Here is a 15870-nt window from a genome sequence, read left to right on the forward strand (position 1 = left end):
CGAGGCGGCAGCGGCCGGGGCCCGCAGCGCGCGGCTGCGGGCCCCGGTGCGTCGGGTAGCCCCCCGGCTACCCGACGTCAGATGGTCGCGGCGAGTTCCGTGCCCTGCTTGATGGCCCGCTTGGCGTCCAGTTCGGCCGCCACGTCCGCGCCGCCGATCACGTGCACGGACAGGCCGCGCTCGCGCAGCGCCTCGTCGAGGTCGCGGCGCGGCTCCTGCCCGGTGCAGAGCACCACGGTGTCCACCGGCAGGAGTTGGCGCTCGCCGTCGACGGTGAAGTGCAGCCCGGCGTCGTCGATCAGGTCGTACGTCGCACCGGCGACCATGGTGACGCCGCGGTGCTTGAGCTCGGTGCGGTGGATCCAGCCGGTGGTCTTGCCGAGTCCGGCGCCGACCTTGCTGGTCCTGCGCTGCAGCAGGTGGACGCTGCGCGGGGGCTTCGGCCGCTCCGGCGTGCGCAGGCCGCCGCGCTCGCGGTACTCCGGGTCGATGCCCCACTTCGCCTGGAAGACCGGCGGGTTGAGGCTCGCCTCGTCGCCCTGGTCGGTGAGGAACTCGGCCACGTCGAAGCCGATCCCGCCCGCGCCGAGGATGGCGACCCGCTCGCCGACGGGTGCGCCGTCGCGCAGCACGTCCAGGTAGCCGAGCACGCTGGGGTGGTCGATTCCCGGGATGTCGGCGGGAGTTCGGGGCGTGACGCCGGTCGCGAGGACGATCTCGTCGTGCCCCTCCCCGGCGAGCTGCCCGGCGGTCACCAGGGCGCCGAGCCGCAGCGTGACGTCCAACTCGGCCAGCCGGGTGCGGAAGTAGCGCAGCGTCTCGTTGAACTCCTCCTTGCCGGGGATGCGCCGGGCGATGTTCAGCTGCCCGCCGACGCTCTCGGCGGCGTCGTACAGGGTGACGGCGTGGCCGCGTTCGGCGGCGGAGACGGCGAAGGACAAGCCGGCCGGTCCGGCACCGACGACGCCGATGCTCTTGCGCAACTTGGTCGGCGCCAGGACGAGTTCGGTCTCGTGGCAGGCGCGCGGATTGACCAGGCAGGAGGTGATCTGGAGGTTGAAGGTGTGGTCCAGGCAGGCCTGGTTGCAGCCGATGCAGGTGTTGATCGAGTCGGCGCGGTCCTCGCGCGCCTTGGCGACGAAGTCGGCGTCGGCGAGCAGCGGGCGGGCCATCGAGACCAGGTCGGCGTTGCCCTCGGCGAGCAACTGCTCCGCGACCTCCGGGGTGTTGATGCGGTTGGTTGTGACCAGCGGGATGCCGACCTTGCCCATCACGCGCTTGGTGACCCAGGCGAAGGCGCCGCGCGGCACGGAGGTGGCGATGGTGGGGATGCGGGCCTCGTGCCAGCCGATGCCGGTGTTGATGATGCTGGCGCCGGCGGCCTCGATGGCCTGCGCGAGTTGCACGACCTCGTCCAGGGTGGAGCCGCCGGGGACCAGGTCGAGCATGGAGAGCCGGTAGACGATGATGAAGTCCTCGCCGACCCGCTCGCGGACCCGGCGGACGATCTCCACCGGGAAGCGCATCCGCCGCTCGTACGGCCCGCCCCACTCGTCCTCGCGGCGGTTGGTCGCGGCGACGACGAACTCGTTGATCAGGTAGCCCTCGGAGCCCATGATCTCGACGCCGTCGTAGCCGGCCCGGCGGGCGAGTTCGGCGCAGCGGGCGAAGTCCTCGACGGTCTGCTCGACCTGCTCGGCGGTGAGCTCGTTGGGTACGAAGGGGCTGATCGGGGCCTGGATGGCACTGGGGGCGACAAGGTCGCGGTGGTAGGCGTAGCGGCCGAAGTGCAGGATCTGCAGGGCGATCTTCCCGCCGGCCGCGTGCACGGCGTCGGTGACCACCCGGTGCTCGTCGGCCTCCTCCTCGGTGGTCAGCATCGCGCCGCCCTCCCAGGGGCGCCCGGCCTCGTTGGGGGCGATGCCGCCGGTGACGATCAGGCCGACGCCGCCGCGGGCGCGCTCGGCGTAGAAGGCGGCCATCCGCTCGTAGCCGCCGGGGGCCTCCTCCAGGCCGACGTGCATCGAGCCCATGACCACCCGGTTGGGCAGGGTGGTGAAGCCGAGGTCGAGCGGGCTGAGCAGGTGCGGGTAGCGGCTGCTGCCGGGGGTCGCACTCATCGACGTCTCCTGAAGGGGGTGGCCGGTGGGAGGTGTCTCCCGGTTTGTTACCGCAGGGTAGGGGACGTCCGCCAGGCTATGCAACTAGTTGCATAGGCTCCGCCGGGCGAGGATGCCCGTACGGGCTCCGCGGGCGGGCCCGGCGGCGTATCGTCGTGTCCGGGCAGCGCCGGCGGCGCCGGCATCACGGGCTCGGGAGAGGGGGCGGCCGTGCGGGGTGGCGCGGTGGCCGTGGTCGGGGGCAGCATCGCCGGAAGCGCGTTCGCCGGCGCGGCGGCCCGGCTCGGCGCGGAGCGGGTCGTGGTGCTGGAACGCAGCCCGGGCCGGCTGGAGGACCGCGGCCTGGGCATCTGCACCCACAACGACCGCTTCGCCGAACTCGTCGACGCCGGCCATCTGGCGCCCGACACCCGCCGCCACCGGCTCACCGTGCGCAGCTGGGTCACCCGGGCGCCCGCCGGCCGCGGCGACGGTGACGGCGGCACCCGGGGGCGCGGACGGCTGCTCTGGGCCCAGCCCTTCCCCTTCCACTCCCACCACTGGGCGGTGCTCTGGCAGGCCCTGCGCGAGAGCGCGCCCGCGGCGGTGGAGTACCGGCTGGGCAGCACGGTCACGGCCGTCGGCGACGAGGGCGGAGCGAGCGAGGCTGGAGGGAACGAGGGCGGAGGGAACGAGAGCGGCGCGAGCGCCGGCGCCTGGATCGAGGAGGCCGACGGCACCCGCACCCCGTACGACCTGGTGATCGGCGCGGACGGCTACCGGTCGGTGGTCCGCGCGGCCGTCTGCCCGCAGGCCGTGCCCGAGTACGCCGGGTACGTGTGCTGGCGCGGCAGCTTCGACTCCGCACTGCTGGCCGAACTGCCCGGCGGGGCCGGGGTCTGGCCGGAGGAGGAGTGCATCACCGTCTGCTACCGCGGCGGACAGGTGGTGATCTACCGCATCCCCGGGCTCACCCCCGGCACCACCCAGGTGAACTGGGTCTTCTACGCCCCCACCCCGGACTGGCTACGTCTGGACGGCCCGACCGCCGTCGCCGCCGGCGCCCTCAGCGATCAACAGCTCGACGGCATGCGGGAGTTCGCCGAGCGGCAGCTGCCGTCGTACTGGGCGGGCGTGATCGCCCTGACCCCGCGCGAACGGACCCTGCTGCAGCCCGTCTACGACCTGGCGACCCCGCACCGCACCGCCGGGCGGTTGCTCATCGGCGGCGACGCGGCGACCGTCGTCCGGCCGCACAACACCAGCGGCGCGGTGAAGGCCCTCCAGGACGCACACGCCTTCGAGCAGGCCGGACGGCGGCTCGGCGGAGGCTCGTGGTCGCCCCTGCTGGCCGCGTACGACCGTGAACGGACCGCCGCCGGGCTGGAGTTGGTGAACCTTGGCCGCACGCTCGGCCGGGCGCAGGTCACCGGGGCACCGGACTGGTCGGTCATGGACGAGGCGTCGATGGCCGCCTGGTGGCGCGAACAGCTCACCGGCAGCGGGGGCTTCGGCGGGCACGCACTCCGGCGGACCGGCTGATCTGCCGATCTGCCGATCAGGACGCACTCGGGCGGACCGGCTGAGCCGGCCCGCCCGTCGAGCCGGGTGGATCAGACGTTCACGCCGTAGTCGGTGGCGATGCCGCGCAGGCCGGAGGCGTAACCCTGGCCTATGGCACGGAACTTCCACTCACCGCCGTTGCGGTACAGCTCGCCGAAGACCATCGCGGTCTCGGTCGAGGCGTCCTCGCTCAGGTCGTAGCGGGCGATCTCCTGCCCGTTGGCCTGGTTGACGATCCGGATGAAGGCGTTGCGGACCTGGCCGAAGTTCTGCAGCCGGGCGTCGGCGTCGTAGATCGACACCGGGAAGACCACCTTGGCGACGTCGGCCGGCACCCGGGCCAGGTCGACCTTGATCTGCTCGTCGTCGCCGTCGCCGCCGCCGGTCAGGTTGTCGCCGCTGTGCTCGACCGAACCCTCGGGGCTGCGGAGGTTGTTGAAGAAGACGAAGTGCTGGTCCGAGACCACCTTGCCGAGCGCGTTGCACAGCAGCGCACTGGCGTCCAGGTCGTAGTCGGCCCCGGTGGTGGTGCGCACGTCCCAGCCGAGACCCACGATCACGGCGCTCAGTCCGGGCGCCTCCTTGCTCAGCGAGACGTTGCCGCCCTTGGCCAGCGAAACTCCCACAATGCCCTCCTCGGATCTCTCCCTGCGGACGAATCTACAGCACTGTAGAGATCACGAGAATCCGCCTGCGGGCGGGGCCCGCCCCGGGGATTTCTCAGGGACGGGAAAGGGAACCGGTCGCCCCCGGCCCGGATCCCGGATCCCGGTGCCCGCCGATCACCGTACCGCCGGGGCGCCGCGCCGGTAAGGCCGCCCTAGACTGGCGGTGGATCCCCTGGCCGTCCCGTCCCGAGGCTTCGCGGGAGGTTCCCATGCGCCAGCGGTACAGCTTCCACCTCGACCGGAGCGGGCACTCGGTCACCGTGAACGTCCGCTCCGGCTGGATCACCGAGACCGAGCTGCTGGTGGACGGCAAGGAGTGCGCCTTCCACCGAGTCCACGGCCACGGCAGCTACCCGCTGACGCTGTCCGGGCAGTTCGCCGAGGAACCGCCGTGCCCGCTGTCCGTACGGCTGGACCGCACGGGCCTGCCGGAGCACCCGCTGACCTGCGTGCTGGAACTCGCGGGCGCCGAGCACCCGATGCCGGAAAGCACCGCGCGCTGACACGCCACTCCTGACCTGCGGCCCCCATCCAGGGCTACCTTGCTAGCAAGCTAAGCTGCTAGCATCCCTGGTGTGGGAAACGAGGATGTGAAGCAGTTCAACGTGTACCTGCCGATCGAGCTGATCAAGCAGGTCAAGTTCCGTGCCATCGAGGAGGAGCAGTCGCTCTCGGCGCTGGTCGCCGACGCGCTGCGCGCCTACCTCGCCGCCCCCGCCCCCGAGCAGCCGTCCGACGAATCCGCTGAATCGACCGAGGAGGACTGAGATGACGACCCAAGGCATCGAAGCCGTGTTCATGGAGACCCACAACTGGGGCAAGGCCGCCAAGTTCTTCCAGAGTCTGGGCTACGAGCTGGAGTTCGAGACCGACCACAACTCCGGCCAGCTGCGCAACGGCTCCGGCCCCACCATCTTCATCGCCGAGGTCCCCGCGGACCGGGAGACGCCGCTTCAGCTGGTACTGAAGGTGGCCGACGCCGACGCGTTCGAGGCAGGCGACGGCGTGGAGGTGGTGACCCCGTTCGAGGACACCCACTTCGGGACCAGGCTGGCGACCGTCCGCGACCCCGACGGCCGGCTCTGGAGCCTCCAGGCACCGGCCAGGGGCCAGTCCGCCCCGGAGCGGCCCGACCATGTCCAGTAGCACGATCGGCCGGGGCGGGGACGACGCGTTACTGCGCGCGCCCGCCCCGGCGCAGGCCCCGCCGCGCCGCGGCCTGGGCATGCTGGTGGTGATGATCGGGGTGCTGATCGCCGCGATCGACAGCACCATCGTCGTGCTCGCCCTCCCGGAGATCCAGCACGACCTGGACGTCTCGCTGACCGCGGTCACCTGGGTGGTGGTGGCCTACCTCCTGGTGGTCACCGTGCTGGCCACCCAGGTGGGCCGGCTCGGCGACATGTACGGCCGGGTGCGGATGTACGAGGCCGGGTTCGTCGTCTTCACGGTCGGCTCGGTGCTCTGCGCGCTCGCCTGGAACGCCCCGTCCATGATCGGCTTCCGGGTGGTCCAGGGGCTCGGCGCCGCACTGATCGCCGCCAACAGCGGCGCCGTCATCTCCGAGCTGTACCCGCCGCAGGAACGCGGCCGCGCCTACGGACTCAACGCCCTGGTGTTCTCCCTGGGCTCGGTGCTCGGCGTGCTGCTCGGCGGCGTCATCGTGACGTACGTGTCCTGGCGGTGGATCTTCTGGATCAACCTGCCGGTCGGCCTGGTCGCGCTGGTCCTGGCCGCCCGGGTTCTGCGGGACCGGGGCGAGCGGGTGCGCCGGCGGCTGGACCCGCTGGGCATGGCCACCCTCGGGCTGGGCGTGTTCGGCATCAGCTGGGCGATGACCCGACTGGCCGTCGAACCGCCGGATGCCGCGCAGATCGGCGCCCTGGCCGGGGGCGCGGCGCTGCTCGGGGTGTTCGTGCTCGTCGAGCTGCGGCACCCGGAACCGACCCTGGACCTGTCACTGTTCCGGATTCCCGGGATGACACCATCACTGGTGGCCTCCCTGCTGCAGAGCCTCGGCAGCTTCGCCGTGCTGTTCCTGGTGATCATGTACCTCCAGGGGCCGCGCGGGCTGAGCCCGATCAGCGCCTCGCTGCTGCTGGTGCCGGGCTACCTGGTCGGTGCGCTGGTCGGCCCCTACACCGGGCGGATCGCCGACCGGCTGGGGCCGGTGGTGCCGGCGACCGCGGGGCTGGGCATCTCGGTCGTCGCCCTGCTGCTGTTCGCGCAGATGACCACCGGCAGCGGGCTGTGGCTGCCGGCGGTCGGCAACGCGGTGATCATGATCGGTGGGAGCTTCTTCTACGCGGCCAACAGCTCGGCGGTGATGAAGGCCGCCCCACCCGAACGGCTGGGGATCGCCTCCGGCGTGCTGCGGACCTTCGCCAGCCTCGGCATGGTGTTCTCCTTCACCGTCGCGATCCTGGTCGCCGCGCACGCGGTGCCGCGCAGCACGGCCTTCGCCGTCTTCGTCGGCACCACCAGCCTGCACGGGGCGGACGCCGAGGCGTTCACCAGCGGTCTGAGCACGGCCTTCTACACCCTGACGGGCATCATGGTGCTCGCCGCCGCGCTCTCCGCGGTCCGCGGCCGACCGGATGCCGTGCGCCGCACGACGCCGTCGAGTTGACGCTCAGGCACCAACGGCGCCGGCTATCACCTCCTCGACCGCCTGCCGGGCCCGTTCGGCGTCCTCCGCCACCAGGCCGATCCTGGTGCGGCGGTCGAGGACGTCGGCGGCGTCCAGCGCGCCTTCGTGGGTGACCGCGTAGGCGACCTCCGCGCGGGTCACGTCCAGGCCCTCCGCCAGCGGCGTCATCTCCCCCGCTGCCAGCACCTCGTGAGCCGCCCCGCCGTACCGGGCGAGCAGCGCGACGGGCACCCCGCCGGCGGGGGCCGGACGGCTGTCGCGGTGGCCCGGGGCGCCGACCAGCGGCAGCCGGGCCGTCCAGCAGGTCCGGGCGGGCAGGCCGCGCAGCCGGACGGCGGCGTCCACCGCGTCCTCGGCCATCCGTCGGTAGGTGGTGAGCTTGCCGCCGACCACGGTGATCATCCCGGACGGGGACTCCAGCACCGCGTGCTCGCGGGAGATGTCGGCGGTGCTGCCGCCCCCGGTGTCGATCAGCGGACGCAGTCCGGCGTGGGCGCCGCGAACGTCCGCCCTGGTCAGCGCGGTGGCGAGGGCGGCGTTGACGGTGTCCAGGAGGAAGGTCAGCTCGGCCTCGGTGGGCTGCGGCTCGTCCGGGACCGGGCCCGGGGCGTCCTCGTCGGTCAAGCCGATCGCCACCCGGCCGAGTTGCTGCGGCAGCGCGAAGACGAAGCGGCTGGTGGAGCCGGGCACGGGCACGGTGAGCGCGGCCACCGGGTACCCGAGGGTCGCGGCGTCCACCAGCAGGTGGGTGCCGCGGCTCGGCCGCAGCTTGATCGAGGAGTCCACCTCGCCCGCCCACACCCCGGTGGCGTTGACGACCGCGCCCGCGGTGACGGTCAGCGCCTGGCCGCTCAGCGTGTCCACCAGCCGGGCGGAGGTGCCGGTCACCTCCTGCGCCCGCACCCGGGTCAGCACGCTCGCCCCGTACTGCGCGGCGGTGCGCGCCAGGGCCACCACCAGCCGGGCGTCGTCGACGAGTTGGCCGTCGTGGGCGACCAGCGCCCCGCGCAGCCCGTCCGTCCGCACGGCCGGGACCAGCTGCCGCGTCCGGGCCGCGTCGATCCGGCGCACCCTGGGCAGCAACGCGCCCGGCGTACCCGCGCTCAGTCGCAGCGCGTCCCCGGCGTGGAAGCCCGCGCGGATCAGCGCGGCCTGCCCGGGGCGCAGCAAGTCCGGGAGCAGCGGCACCAGTTGGGGCAGCGCGCGGATCAGGTGCGGGGCGGTGCGGGTCATCAGCACGTCGCGCTCGACGGCGCTCTCCCGGGCCACCTTGACCCGCCCGGAGGCCAGGTAGCGCAGGCCGCCGTGCACCAGCTTGGAGCTCCAGCGGCTGGTGCCGAAGGCGAGGTCGCGGGCCTCCACCAGGACGGTCCGCAGGCCGCGCGCGGCGGCGTCCAGCGCCACCCCGGCGCCGGTGACGCCGCCGCCGATCACCAGGAGGTCGATCCGCGGGTCGTCGGCGAGGGCGTCGAGCTCGAGCGTTCGGCGCCGGGCGTCGAGTCGGGCGGTACCGGCGTACGGGCCTGCGGTGGGCGTCATGGCGCGAGGTATCCGTTCAGTGCTCTGGCCAGTTCGCGCCGCCAGGCCGCCTCGGGCAGCAGGGAGGCGACCATGCGGTGCGACTGGACGGTGGACTGGGTGATCAGCAGGACCATCGCGGCCAGCTCGGTCGGCTCGCCGGCCCGGATCGAGCCCACGGCCTGGCCCTGCTCGATGCCGGTGCGCAGCGCCTCGAGCAGGCCGCGCTGGCTGGCGCCGAGCCGCTCGACCACGTACCGGAGCAGCAGGTCGGAGTCGTCGGAGTGGAGCAGCGCGCCGAGCACCGGGTGGTCGCGCAGCCGTACGGCGACCTCGACGACCCGGTCCACGAAGGTCTCCCGGTCGTGCACCTCCAGCGAGGTGCCCTCCAGGGTGGCCAGGATCTCGCGGGTGAGCAGCGCGCCGATCACCGCCTGGACGTCCGGCCAGCGCCGGTAGACGGTCGGGCGGCTGACCCCGGCGCGGCGCGCGATCTCCGCCAGCTGGGTGCGGCGCACGCCGAGGTGGACGATCAGGTCGGCGGCGGCGTCCAGGATCGCGTCGTCGGTGCTTCGCGGCGCTCCGGCCGTGGCGTTACTACTTGACATGATGTGTGAAACTGTAACGCATGGCACCTGAGACGCAAGCAGGGGCAGCCGGCGCCGCGCTGCCGCTCCCCCCTATGAAGTGGGACGCCTGGGGCGACCCGGCCCTCGCCAAGGAGCTGTCCGCCGACATCAAGGGGCTGCTCGCCGCCGCCCTCGGTGTCACCGGCGACGCCGCCCCCGGGCCGAGCGCCGCCGAGGTCGTGCTGCGTCCCTCCCGGATCACCGCCGACGCCCTCGAGGCGCTGGCCGCCGCCGTCGGCGAGGCGCACGTCAGCGCCGCCGACGCCGACCGCCTGCCCCGGGCCGGCGGCAAGTCCACCCCCGACCTGCTGCGCCGCCGCAGCCGCGAGCCGCAGGACGCCCCCGACGCCGTGGTCGTACCCGGCGACGAGGCTCAGATCGCCGCCGTCCTCGCCGTGTGCGCCGAACACCGGATCGCCGTCGTCCCGTTCGGCGGCGGCACCAGCGTCGTCGGCGGCCTGGACCCCGAGCGCGGCTCGTTCGAGGCCGTCGTCTCGCTCGACCTGCGCCGCCTCGACCGCCTCCACGCCCTCGACGAGACCTCCGGCGAGGCCGTCCTCGGCGCCGGACTCACCGGCCCCGCGGCGGAGGCGCTGCTCGCCGAACGCGGCTGGGAACTCGGCCACTACCCGCAGAGCTTCCGCTTCGCCACCATCGGCGGCTTCGCGGCCACCCGCTCCTCCGGTCAGGACTCCGCCGGCTACGGCCGCTTCGACGAGATGGTCCGCGGCCTGCGCGTGGTCACCCCCGCCGGCACGCTCGAACTCGGCCGCGGCCCCGCCTCCGCCGCCGGTCCCGACCTGCGCCAGCTCTTCCTCGGCTCCGAGGGCACCCTCGGCGTGATCACCGCCGTCCGCCTGCGGATCCACCCGCTGCCCGCCGTCAAGGCCTACGAGGCGTGGAGCTTCCCCGACTTCGCCAGCGGGACGGCGGCGCTGCGCGCCGTCGAGCAGCAGGGCACCGGCCCGACCGTCATCCGGCTCTCCGACGAGGCCGAGACCATGGTCAACCTCGCCATGACCGAGCAGATCGGCGGCTCCCCGGCGGTCAGCGGCTGCCTCGCCGTCACCGTCTTCGAGGGCGACGCCGAGCAGGTCGCCGCCCGGCACGACCTCACCCGCGAGGCACTGCTCGCGGCCGGCGGCACCTCGCTCGGCGAGGCGCCCGCCCGGGCCTGGGAGCACGGCCGGTTCAACGCCCCCTACCTGCGCGACTCGCTGCTCAACGCCGGCGCGCTGTGCGAAACCCTGGAGACGGCCGCCGGCTGGAGCGACCTGCCCCGGCTCCGCACGGCCGTCACCGAGGCGCTGACCGGCGCCCTGCCCGGCGCGCTCGTCCTGTGCCACATCTCGCACGTCTACCCGACCGGCGCCTCGCTCTACTTCACCGTCGTCGCCGCCCTCGGCGAGGACCCGCTCACCCGGTGGGGCGCCGCCAAGCGGGCCGCCGGCGACGCCATCATCGGCGCGGGCGGAACCATCACCCACCACCACGCGGTCGGCGCCGACCACCGGCCCTGGATGACCGACGAGATCGGCGACCTCGGCGTACGCATCCTGCGCGCCGTCAAGGCCGAACTCGACCCGGCAGGCATCCTCAACCCCGGCAAGCTGATCCCTTCATGAGCGAGCGCAGCGAGCGAGTCATCCGAAGGGGCGGACGGGCGAATGCCCCTGGCGAGCGGAGCGAGGCGGGCACATGAGCGAGCGCAGCGAGCGAGTCATCCGAAGGGGCGGACGGGCGAATGCCCCTGGCGAGCGGAGCGAGGCGGGCGCATGAGTCGGAGAACCGCTGTCCGCAGGGTCGCCGTTCTCACCAACCCGGCGGCGGGCACCGGCCACGCCGAACCCGCCGCCCACCGGGCCGTCGCCCGGCTGCGCGCCCTCGGCGTCGAGGTCGAACCGCAGGCCGGGCGCTCCGCCGACGACACCGTCCGCCTCGCCCGCGAGGCGGCGGCCGGCAGGGTGGACGCGGTGGTGGTGGTCGGCGGCGACGGCATGATCAACCTCGCCCTCCAGGCCCTCGCCGACGGCACCGTCCCGCTCGGCCTCGTACCCGCCGGCACCGGCAACGACCACGCCCGCGAGTACGGCCTGCCGCTCGGCGACCCCGAGGCCGCCGCCGACGTCATCGCAGCCGGACGCACCCGCAGCGTCGACCTCGGCCGGATCACCGGCCCGGACGGCGCCGTCCGCTGGTACGGCTCGGTCCTCGCCACCGGCTTCGACTCCCTGGTCAGCGACCGCGCCAACCGACTGCGCTGGCCCCGCGGCCGGATGCGCTACAACCTCGCCATCCTCGCCGAGTTCGCCAACCTGCGGCCCCTGCCGTTCCGGATCACTCTCGCCGACGGCACCGTCATCGAACGCGACCTCACCCTCGCCGCCGTCGGCAACACCCGCAGCTACGGCGGCGGCATGCTGATCTGCCCCTCCGCCCGGCCCGACGACGGCCTGCTCGACCTCACCCTGGTCGACGCCATGCCCCGCCTGCGGATCGCCCGCTTCTTCCCCACCCTGTTCAAGGGCACCCACATCGACCACCCCGAGGTCACCACTCTGCGCACCGAATCCCTGCGGATGGAGTCCCCGGGCATCACCGCCTACGCCGACGGCGAGTTCATCAACACCCTCCCGGTCGAGGTGACGCTACGGCGGGAGGCCCTGCGACTGCTGGTGCCCTGAGACACGGTCCCGGGGTGACGCTTCCGCTCCCCTCCTGCCGCGCGCACGGCCCCGGTCTGGACTGCGCCGCACTGGTCGGCCGCCGGTCCGTCCGGCTCGCCAGCGGGACGGACCGGTGCCTCATGGTCGACGCCGAACCGCCTTACGAGGGCTACGACATGGGCGATTGGGGCCGCATCGAGGTGCTCCCGGCCGACACCGGGAGCGCCTTCGACGCGCACCTCGGCGAGCCCGTGCTCGCCATCCGCGACGAGTGCGAGCAGATGACCGGACGGATGGCGCTGGAGCTGGACTTCCCTTCCGGCACCGTCCGCTGCGAGAGCTACGGCGGCGAGCTGATCGTCCGCGCCGTCCTCACGGATGCGCCCTGATCCGCCGCACTCCTCCGCCTGCTCGGCACGGCCGGGTCGTCGCGGAAGCCGTCCCGGGCGGGGACGGGCGGGGACGGGCGGAAACGGGCGGGAACGCCCATTCCCCGTCGGGAATTGTCCGGCCGAAGCGCCGCTCCGATGATGGGCACACAGTGACCGACCGAATCCGTGAAGGAGCCGAGCATGACCACCAGTGCCCAGCAACTCGCCGACCGCTACGCCGCCTTGTGGACCGAGCGGGACGCCGGAGCGCGCCGGAAGGCGATCGAGCGGCTGTGGGCCGAGGACGGCGTGCACCTGGTGCACCCGCCGGAGGAGATCCGGGCCGAGGCCGTTCGGGTCGGCTTCCCCGAACCGGTGCTGGAGGCCCGCGGCTACCGGGAGCTGGAGTTCCGCGTCGCCCGGGCGTACCAGGAGTTCGTGGCCCCCGGGGAGTTCACCTTCCGGGCTCGGGAGGACGCCGTGCGGCTGCGCGACGTCGTCCGGTTCAGCTGGGAGATGGTCTCCGTCGGGACGGGGGAACTCGCGGGCGGCGGCGTGGAGTTCGTCGTCCTGGACGCCGACGGGCGGATCACCGCCGACTACCAGTTCCCCGGGCTCTGAGCAGCAGCTCGGCGGTCCGGGCGTCGGCGGGCAGGAAGGCCTCCAGCTTCAGTTCGGCGAGGGTGACGTCGACGGCGGTGGCGAAGGTGGTCACCGTCGTCATCAGGTGCAGTTCGCCGAGACTGGTCCGCAGTTCCAGTGGTACGGCGAATCCCAGGTGCTGGTCACCCACCGCCACTTCGGGCACGTAGGCGCTCAACTCCTCGTGCAGCTCGCCCAGATGGCGGGTGCCTTCGACGATGTGCCGTGCCCAGGCGGCGAAGTTGAGGATGCGCGGCGCCAGCCCGTCCGGGTGCAGGGCGAGCCGGTAGGCGTTGGTCCCGGGCCCGACCAGGCTCGGGTCGGCGCCCGCCGTGATCACGTCCAGCGCCTCGTTCGCCGCCACCACGTCGCCTCGGCGGTCCACCACCAGCGCGGGGTAGGGCAGGTGCCCGGCCAGCAGGTGGTCGATCGCCGCCCGGACGGGTGCCAGCCGCGGCCCGTCCAGTGGGCTCTCCGGGTAGGCGGGGGCGTAACCGGCCGCCAGCAGCAGCTCGTTGCGCTCGCGCAGTGGCAGGTCGAGCGACTCGGCGAGCCGCACCACCATGCCCCGGCCGGGGGTGGAGCGGCCGGACTCGATGAAGCTCAGGTGCCGTTGGGTGGTGCCGGCCCGGGTGGCGAGGTCGAGTTGGCTGAGCCGGCGGTCGGTGCGGCGCCCGCGCAGCGCCCGGGGGAAGTCCATCTCCCACTTCTACCCGGCCGCCGCACATCCTGCCATTCCCCCTCGGGAATTGAGCCCATGCCGCACCACGGCGAAGGATCGACGGCATGGACATCGGAGTTTTCCTTCCCACCGGCCAGTCCCAGTGGCAGCCCGCCGGCGATCCCCGCGACCTGATCGGTTTCGCCCGCAGGGCGGAGCAGTTGGGCTTCGCCTCGCTGTTCGTCAACGATTCCCTGCTCACCCCGAGGATCGAGCCGCTCACCATGCTGGCGGCCGTCGCCCCGGTGACGGAGCGGATCCGGCTGGGCACCGGCGCCCTGCTGCCGGTGCTGCGCCGCCCGGTGCAGGCCGCGCAGGCGCTCGCCTCGGTGGACCTGCTCTCCGGCGGACGGCTGACGGTCGCGGTCGGTGCGGGCTTCCCGGGGCGCTTCGGGCAGCCGCTGCACGAGCTGTCCCAGGTGCCGTGGGAGCGCCGCTTCGCCCGGCTGGACGAGACGGTCGCCCTCTGGCGGGAGCTGTGGGCCGGCGCGACGGAGTTCCACGGCGAGTTCCACGACTTCCCCGAACTCCCTTCCACCACCCGGCCGTTCGCGCTGCCGGGCCCGCCGGTCTGGCTGGGCGGGGCGACCCCGGCGGCGCTGGCCCGAACCGGTCGCCACTACGACGGCTGGCTGCCCTACCCGCCGGATCCGGCCGACTACGCCACCGGCCTCGCCGCCGTCCGCCGGGCCGCCCACGGGGCCGGGCGCGCCCCGGAGGCCGTCACCCCTGCGCTGTTCGTCAACGTCCGGATCGACGAGGACCCGGAGGCGGCCCGCCGCACCATGGATGCCTACGCCCGGTCCAACTACGGCCTGCCGCTGGAGGAGGTGGCACGGATCCAGGCGATCGCCATGGGCACCCCCGCGCAGGTCGCCGCCACCCTGCGCGGCTACACCGAGGCAGGCGCCGAACACGTGGTCGCCCGGCTCGGCGCGCTCGATCTCGATGGCCAGTACGAGCAGTTGGAGCGGCTGGCGGAACTCACACGCCCCGGGCGGCGGTGATCCGCCCGGACTCGATCGCCTCGACCAGCTCCCGGTGGTCGGCCGCCGTACGGTCCGCGTAGCGCAGCGCGAAGTCGGCGACGGCCTCGGCGAAGGTGTCGGCGGCGCCCAGGTAGCCGGCGACGGCGAGGCGGTCGCCGGTGCGGGCGTGGGCGCGGGCGAGGGTGCGTCCGCACAGGTCGGCGTAGGCGCGCAGGCCGGATGGGGTCAGCGCACCGACCTCCACCGCGCCCTTCATGTCGCGCAGTTGGCGGCCGTAGAAGTGGCGCCCGGCTGGGCCGATGGTCCAGCCGAGGAAGATGTCGCTCGCCGCCTGCATCAGGTGCTGCCCGGTGACCACCCGGCGTCCGCCGTGGTGGACGGCGACCTCGGCGTCCACCCGGGTGCGCGGCAGGTGGTCCTCCAGGACCGACCGGCCGGCCTCCTTGAGCTGCAGGAACAGCGGGTCGCTGCTGTCCCGGCCCTCCAGCAGGACGATGTAGCAGCGGGTCCCGACGCTGCCGACGCCGACCACCTTCATCGCCGCGTCGACGAAGCGGTAGCGGCCGAGCAGGACCCGCCGGTCCTCGGCGAGGCTGGCCCGGTAGTCGCTGAACACCAGTCCCAGGCTGCGCAGTTCGCTCTTGGACAGTTCCTCGACCAGCGGCGGCGAGCTGATGATCCTCCGCCGCCCGTCCCGTTCCTCGGTGAGCTTGCCGAGGGCCTGCAGGCTGGTGCGCCGCCGGGCGTGTGCGAGCCCCTCCTCGACGGCCTTGCGCCGCCCCTTCTTCCGGATCAGCGGCAGCAGGTCAGCGGTGTCGATCCGGCTGTACCAGACGTCGAGTTCGCCGAGCCCGGCCAGCCGGCGCATCGCGGTCGCGTAGCCTTGGACGGCGGCCCGGGCGGCGCGCCGGGCACACCGGTCGTCCTGGCCGGCGTCGCGGGCGGCGACCGCGACGCTGGCGGCGAGGCGTTTGACGTCCCACTCGAAGGGCCCGGGGTGGGTCTCGTCGAAGTCGTTGACGTCGAAGAGCAGCGCGCGCTCCGGCGAGGCGTACACCCCGAAGTTCACCAGGTGGGCGTCACCGCAGAGTTGGACGGTCAGCCCGGTGTCCGGGACGGCCGCGAGGTCGGCGGCCATCACGGCCGCGGCGCCGCGCAGGTAGCTGAACGCACTGTCGGCCATCCGCCCGTACCGGATCGGCAGCAGCCGGGCGACCCGGTCCGCGCCCTGCGCCTCCAGTACGCCGAGCGGGTCGGGCCGGTCCGCGGCGGGGATCCACCGGCCGTGCTCGGACCGGGAGACGCGCTCCCGGGCGGTCCGCCCGGTTCGGCGGCGTTCGGCGGGGGTGGTCAT

16 protein-coding genes are annotated in these 15870 nt (G+C 73.6%); 10 read left to right on the forward strand and 6 right to left on the reverse strand.

The features are described from left to right. Window positions 1–77 precede the first annotated feature (77 nt). Window positions 78–2120, reverse strand: a complete 2043-nt coding sequence (locus HS99_RS31105) for an oxidoreductase (RefSeq protein ID WP_030551839.1) — start codon at window positions 2118–2120, stop codon at window positions 78–80. A 225-nt stretch (window positions 2121–2345) separates the two neighbouring features. On the opposite strand from HS99_RS31105, the gene HS99_RS31110 reads away from it, so the two are divergent. Beyond that, window positions 2346–3641 carry an FAD binding domain-containing protein gene (locus tag HS99_RS31110; RefSeq protein WP_141763851.1) on the forward strand — a complete coding sequence of 432 codons (1296 nt, stop codon included), beginning with the start codon at window positions 2346–2348 and terminating at the stop codon, window positions 3639–3641. Between the two features lie 71 nt (window positions 3642–3712). Here the strand turns inward: HS99_RS31110 and HS99_RS31115 are convergent, their stop codons facing one another. After that, window positions 3713–4288, reverse strand: a complete 576-nt coding sequence (locus HS99_RS31115) for a TerD family protein (protein ID WP_030280061.1) — start codon at window positions 4286–4288, stop codon at window positions 3713–3715. Between the two features lie 251 nt (window positions 4289–4539). On the opposite strand from HS99_RS31115, the gene HS99_RS31120 reads away from it, so the two are divergent. The 4 genes from HS99_RS31120 to HS99_RS31135 all read left to right on the forward strand — a co-directional run bounded on the left by HS99_RS31120 (window position 4540) and on the right by HS99_RS31135 (window position 6959). Beyond that, a complete protein-coding gene (locus tag HS99_RS31120) occupies window positions 4540–4833 on the forward strand; it encodes a hypothetical protein (RefSeq protein ID WP_046386596.1) in 294 nt (97 codons plus the stop codon). 72 nt (window positions 4834–4905) lie between these two features. Then, on the forward strand, window positions 4906–5097 hold the full coding sequence (locus tag HS99_RS31125) for a ribbon-helix-helix protein, CopG family (RefSeq protein WP_030551842.1): 192 nt from the start codon (window positions 4906–4908) through the stop codon (window positions 5095–5097). A 1-nt stretch (window position 5098) separates the two neighbouring features. After that, entirely contained in the window at window positions 5099–5476 is a 378-nt protein-coding gene (locus tag HS99_RS31130; RefSeq protein ID WP_030551843.1) for a VOC family protein, read from the forward strand. After that, window positions 5466–6959, forward strand: coding sequence for an MFS transporter (locus tag HS99_RS31135; RefSeq protein WP_050366480.1), 1494 nt, complete (start codon window positions 5466–5468; stop codon window positions 6957–6959). Before HS99_RS31130 ends, HS99_RS31135 begins: the two co-directional genes overlap by 11 nt. Before the next feature lie 3 nt (window positions 6960–6962). On the opposite strand, the gene HS99_RS31140 is transcribed toward HS99_RS31135, so the two are convergent. Both HS99_RS31140 and HS99_RS31145 read right to left on the reverse strand, forming a co-directional pair. Then, window positions 6963–8519, reverse strand: coding sequence for a glycerol-3-phosphate dehydrogenase/oxidase (locus HS99_RS31140; RefSeq protein WP_030551845.1), 1557 nt, complete (start codon window positions 8517–8519; stop codon window positions 6963–6965). Continuing rightward, a complete protein-coding gene (locus tag HS99_RS31145) occupies window positions 8516–9106 on the reverse strand; it encodes a TetR/AcrR family transcriptional regulator (RefSeq protein ID WP_030280053.1) in 591 nt (196 codons plus the stop codon). The genes HS99_RS31140 and HS99_RS31145 overlap by 4 nt, the downstream gene beginning before the upstream one ends. 20 nt (window positions 9107–9126) lie before the next feature. Between HS99_RS31145 and HS99_RS31150 the strand changes: the two genes are divergently transcribed. The 4 genes from HS99_RS31150 to HS99_RS31165 all read left to right on the forward strand — a co-directional run bounded on the left by HS99_RS31150 (window position 9127) and on the right by HS99_RS31165 (window position 12785). Then, window positions 9127–10752: an FAD-binding oxidoreductase gene (locus HS99_RS31150; RefSeq protein ID WP_370863319.1), complete on the forward strand. Its 1626-nt coding sequence runs from the start codon at window positions 9127–9129 to the stop codon at window positions 10750–10752. Window positions 10753–10902: 150 nt separating this feature from the next. Next, window positions 10903–11811, forward strand: coding sequence for a diacylglycerol kinase (locus HS99_RS31155; RefSeq protein WP_030280050.1), 909 nt, complete (start codon window positions 10903–10905; stop codon window positions 11809–11811). 14 nt (window positions 11812–11825) lie between these two features. Further along, on the forward strand, window positions 11826–12182 hold the full coding sequence (locus HS99_RS31160; protein WP_050366481.1) for a hypothetical protein: 357 nt from the start codon (window positions 11826–11828) through the stop codon (window positions 12180–12182). 183 nt (window positions 12183–12365) lie between these two features. Continuing rightward, window positions 12366–12785, forward strand: a complete 420-nt coding sequence (locus HS99_RS31165; RefSeq protein ID WP_030280046.1) for a hypothetical protein — start codon at window positions 12366–12368, stop codon at window positions 12783–12785. On the opposite strand, the gene HS99_RS31170 is transcribed toward HS99_RS31165, so the two are convergent. After that, window positions 12754–13506, reverse strand: a complete 753-nt coding sequence (locus tag HS99_RS31170; protein ID WP_030280045.1) for a helix-turn-helix domain-containing protein — start codon at window positions 13504–13506, stop codon at window positions 12754–12756. The genes HS99_RS31165 and HS99_RS31170 overlap by 32 nt on opposite strands. Window positions 13507–13592: 86 nt before the next feature. Between HS99_RS31170 and HS99_RS31175 the strand changes: the two genes are divergently transcribed. After that, on the forward strand, window positions 13593–14534 hold the full coding sequence (locus tag HS99_RS31175; protein WP_030551851.1) for an LLM class flavin-dependent oxidoreductase: 942 nt from the start codon (window positions 13593–13595) through the stop codon (window positions 14532–14534). Here HS99_RS31175 and HS99_RS31180 read toward each other — a convergent pair. Continuing rightward, window positions 14512–15870 carry a DUF2252 domain-containing protein gene (locus tag HS99_RS31180; RefSeq protein ID WP_030280042.1) on the reverse strand — a complete coding sequence of 453 codons (1359 nt, stop codon included), beginning with the start codon at window positions 15868–15870 and terminating at the stop codon, window positions 14512–14514. The genes HS99_RS31175 and HS99_RS31180 overlap by 23 nt on opposite strands.

The organism is Kitasatospora aureofaciens (assembly GCF_001188955.3).
In the GTDB taxonomy this organism is placed as follows: Bacteria; Actinomycetota; Actinomycetes; order Streptomycetales; family Streptomycetaceae; genus Kitasatospora; species Kitasatospora aureofaciens.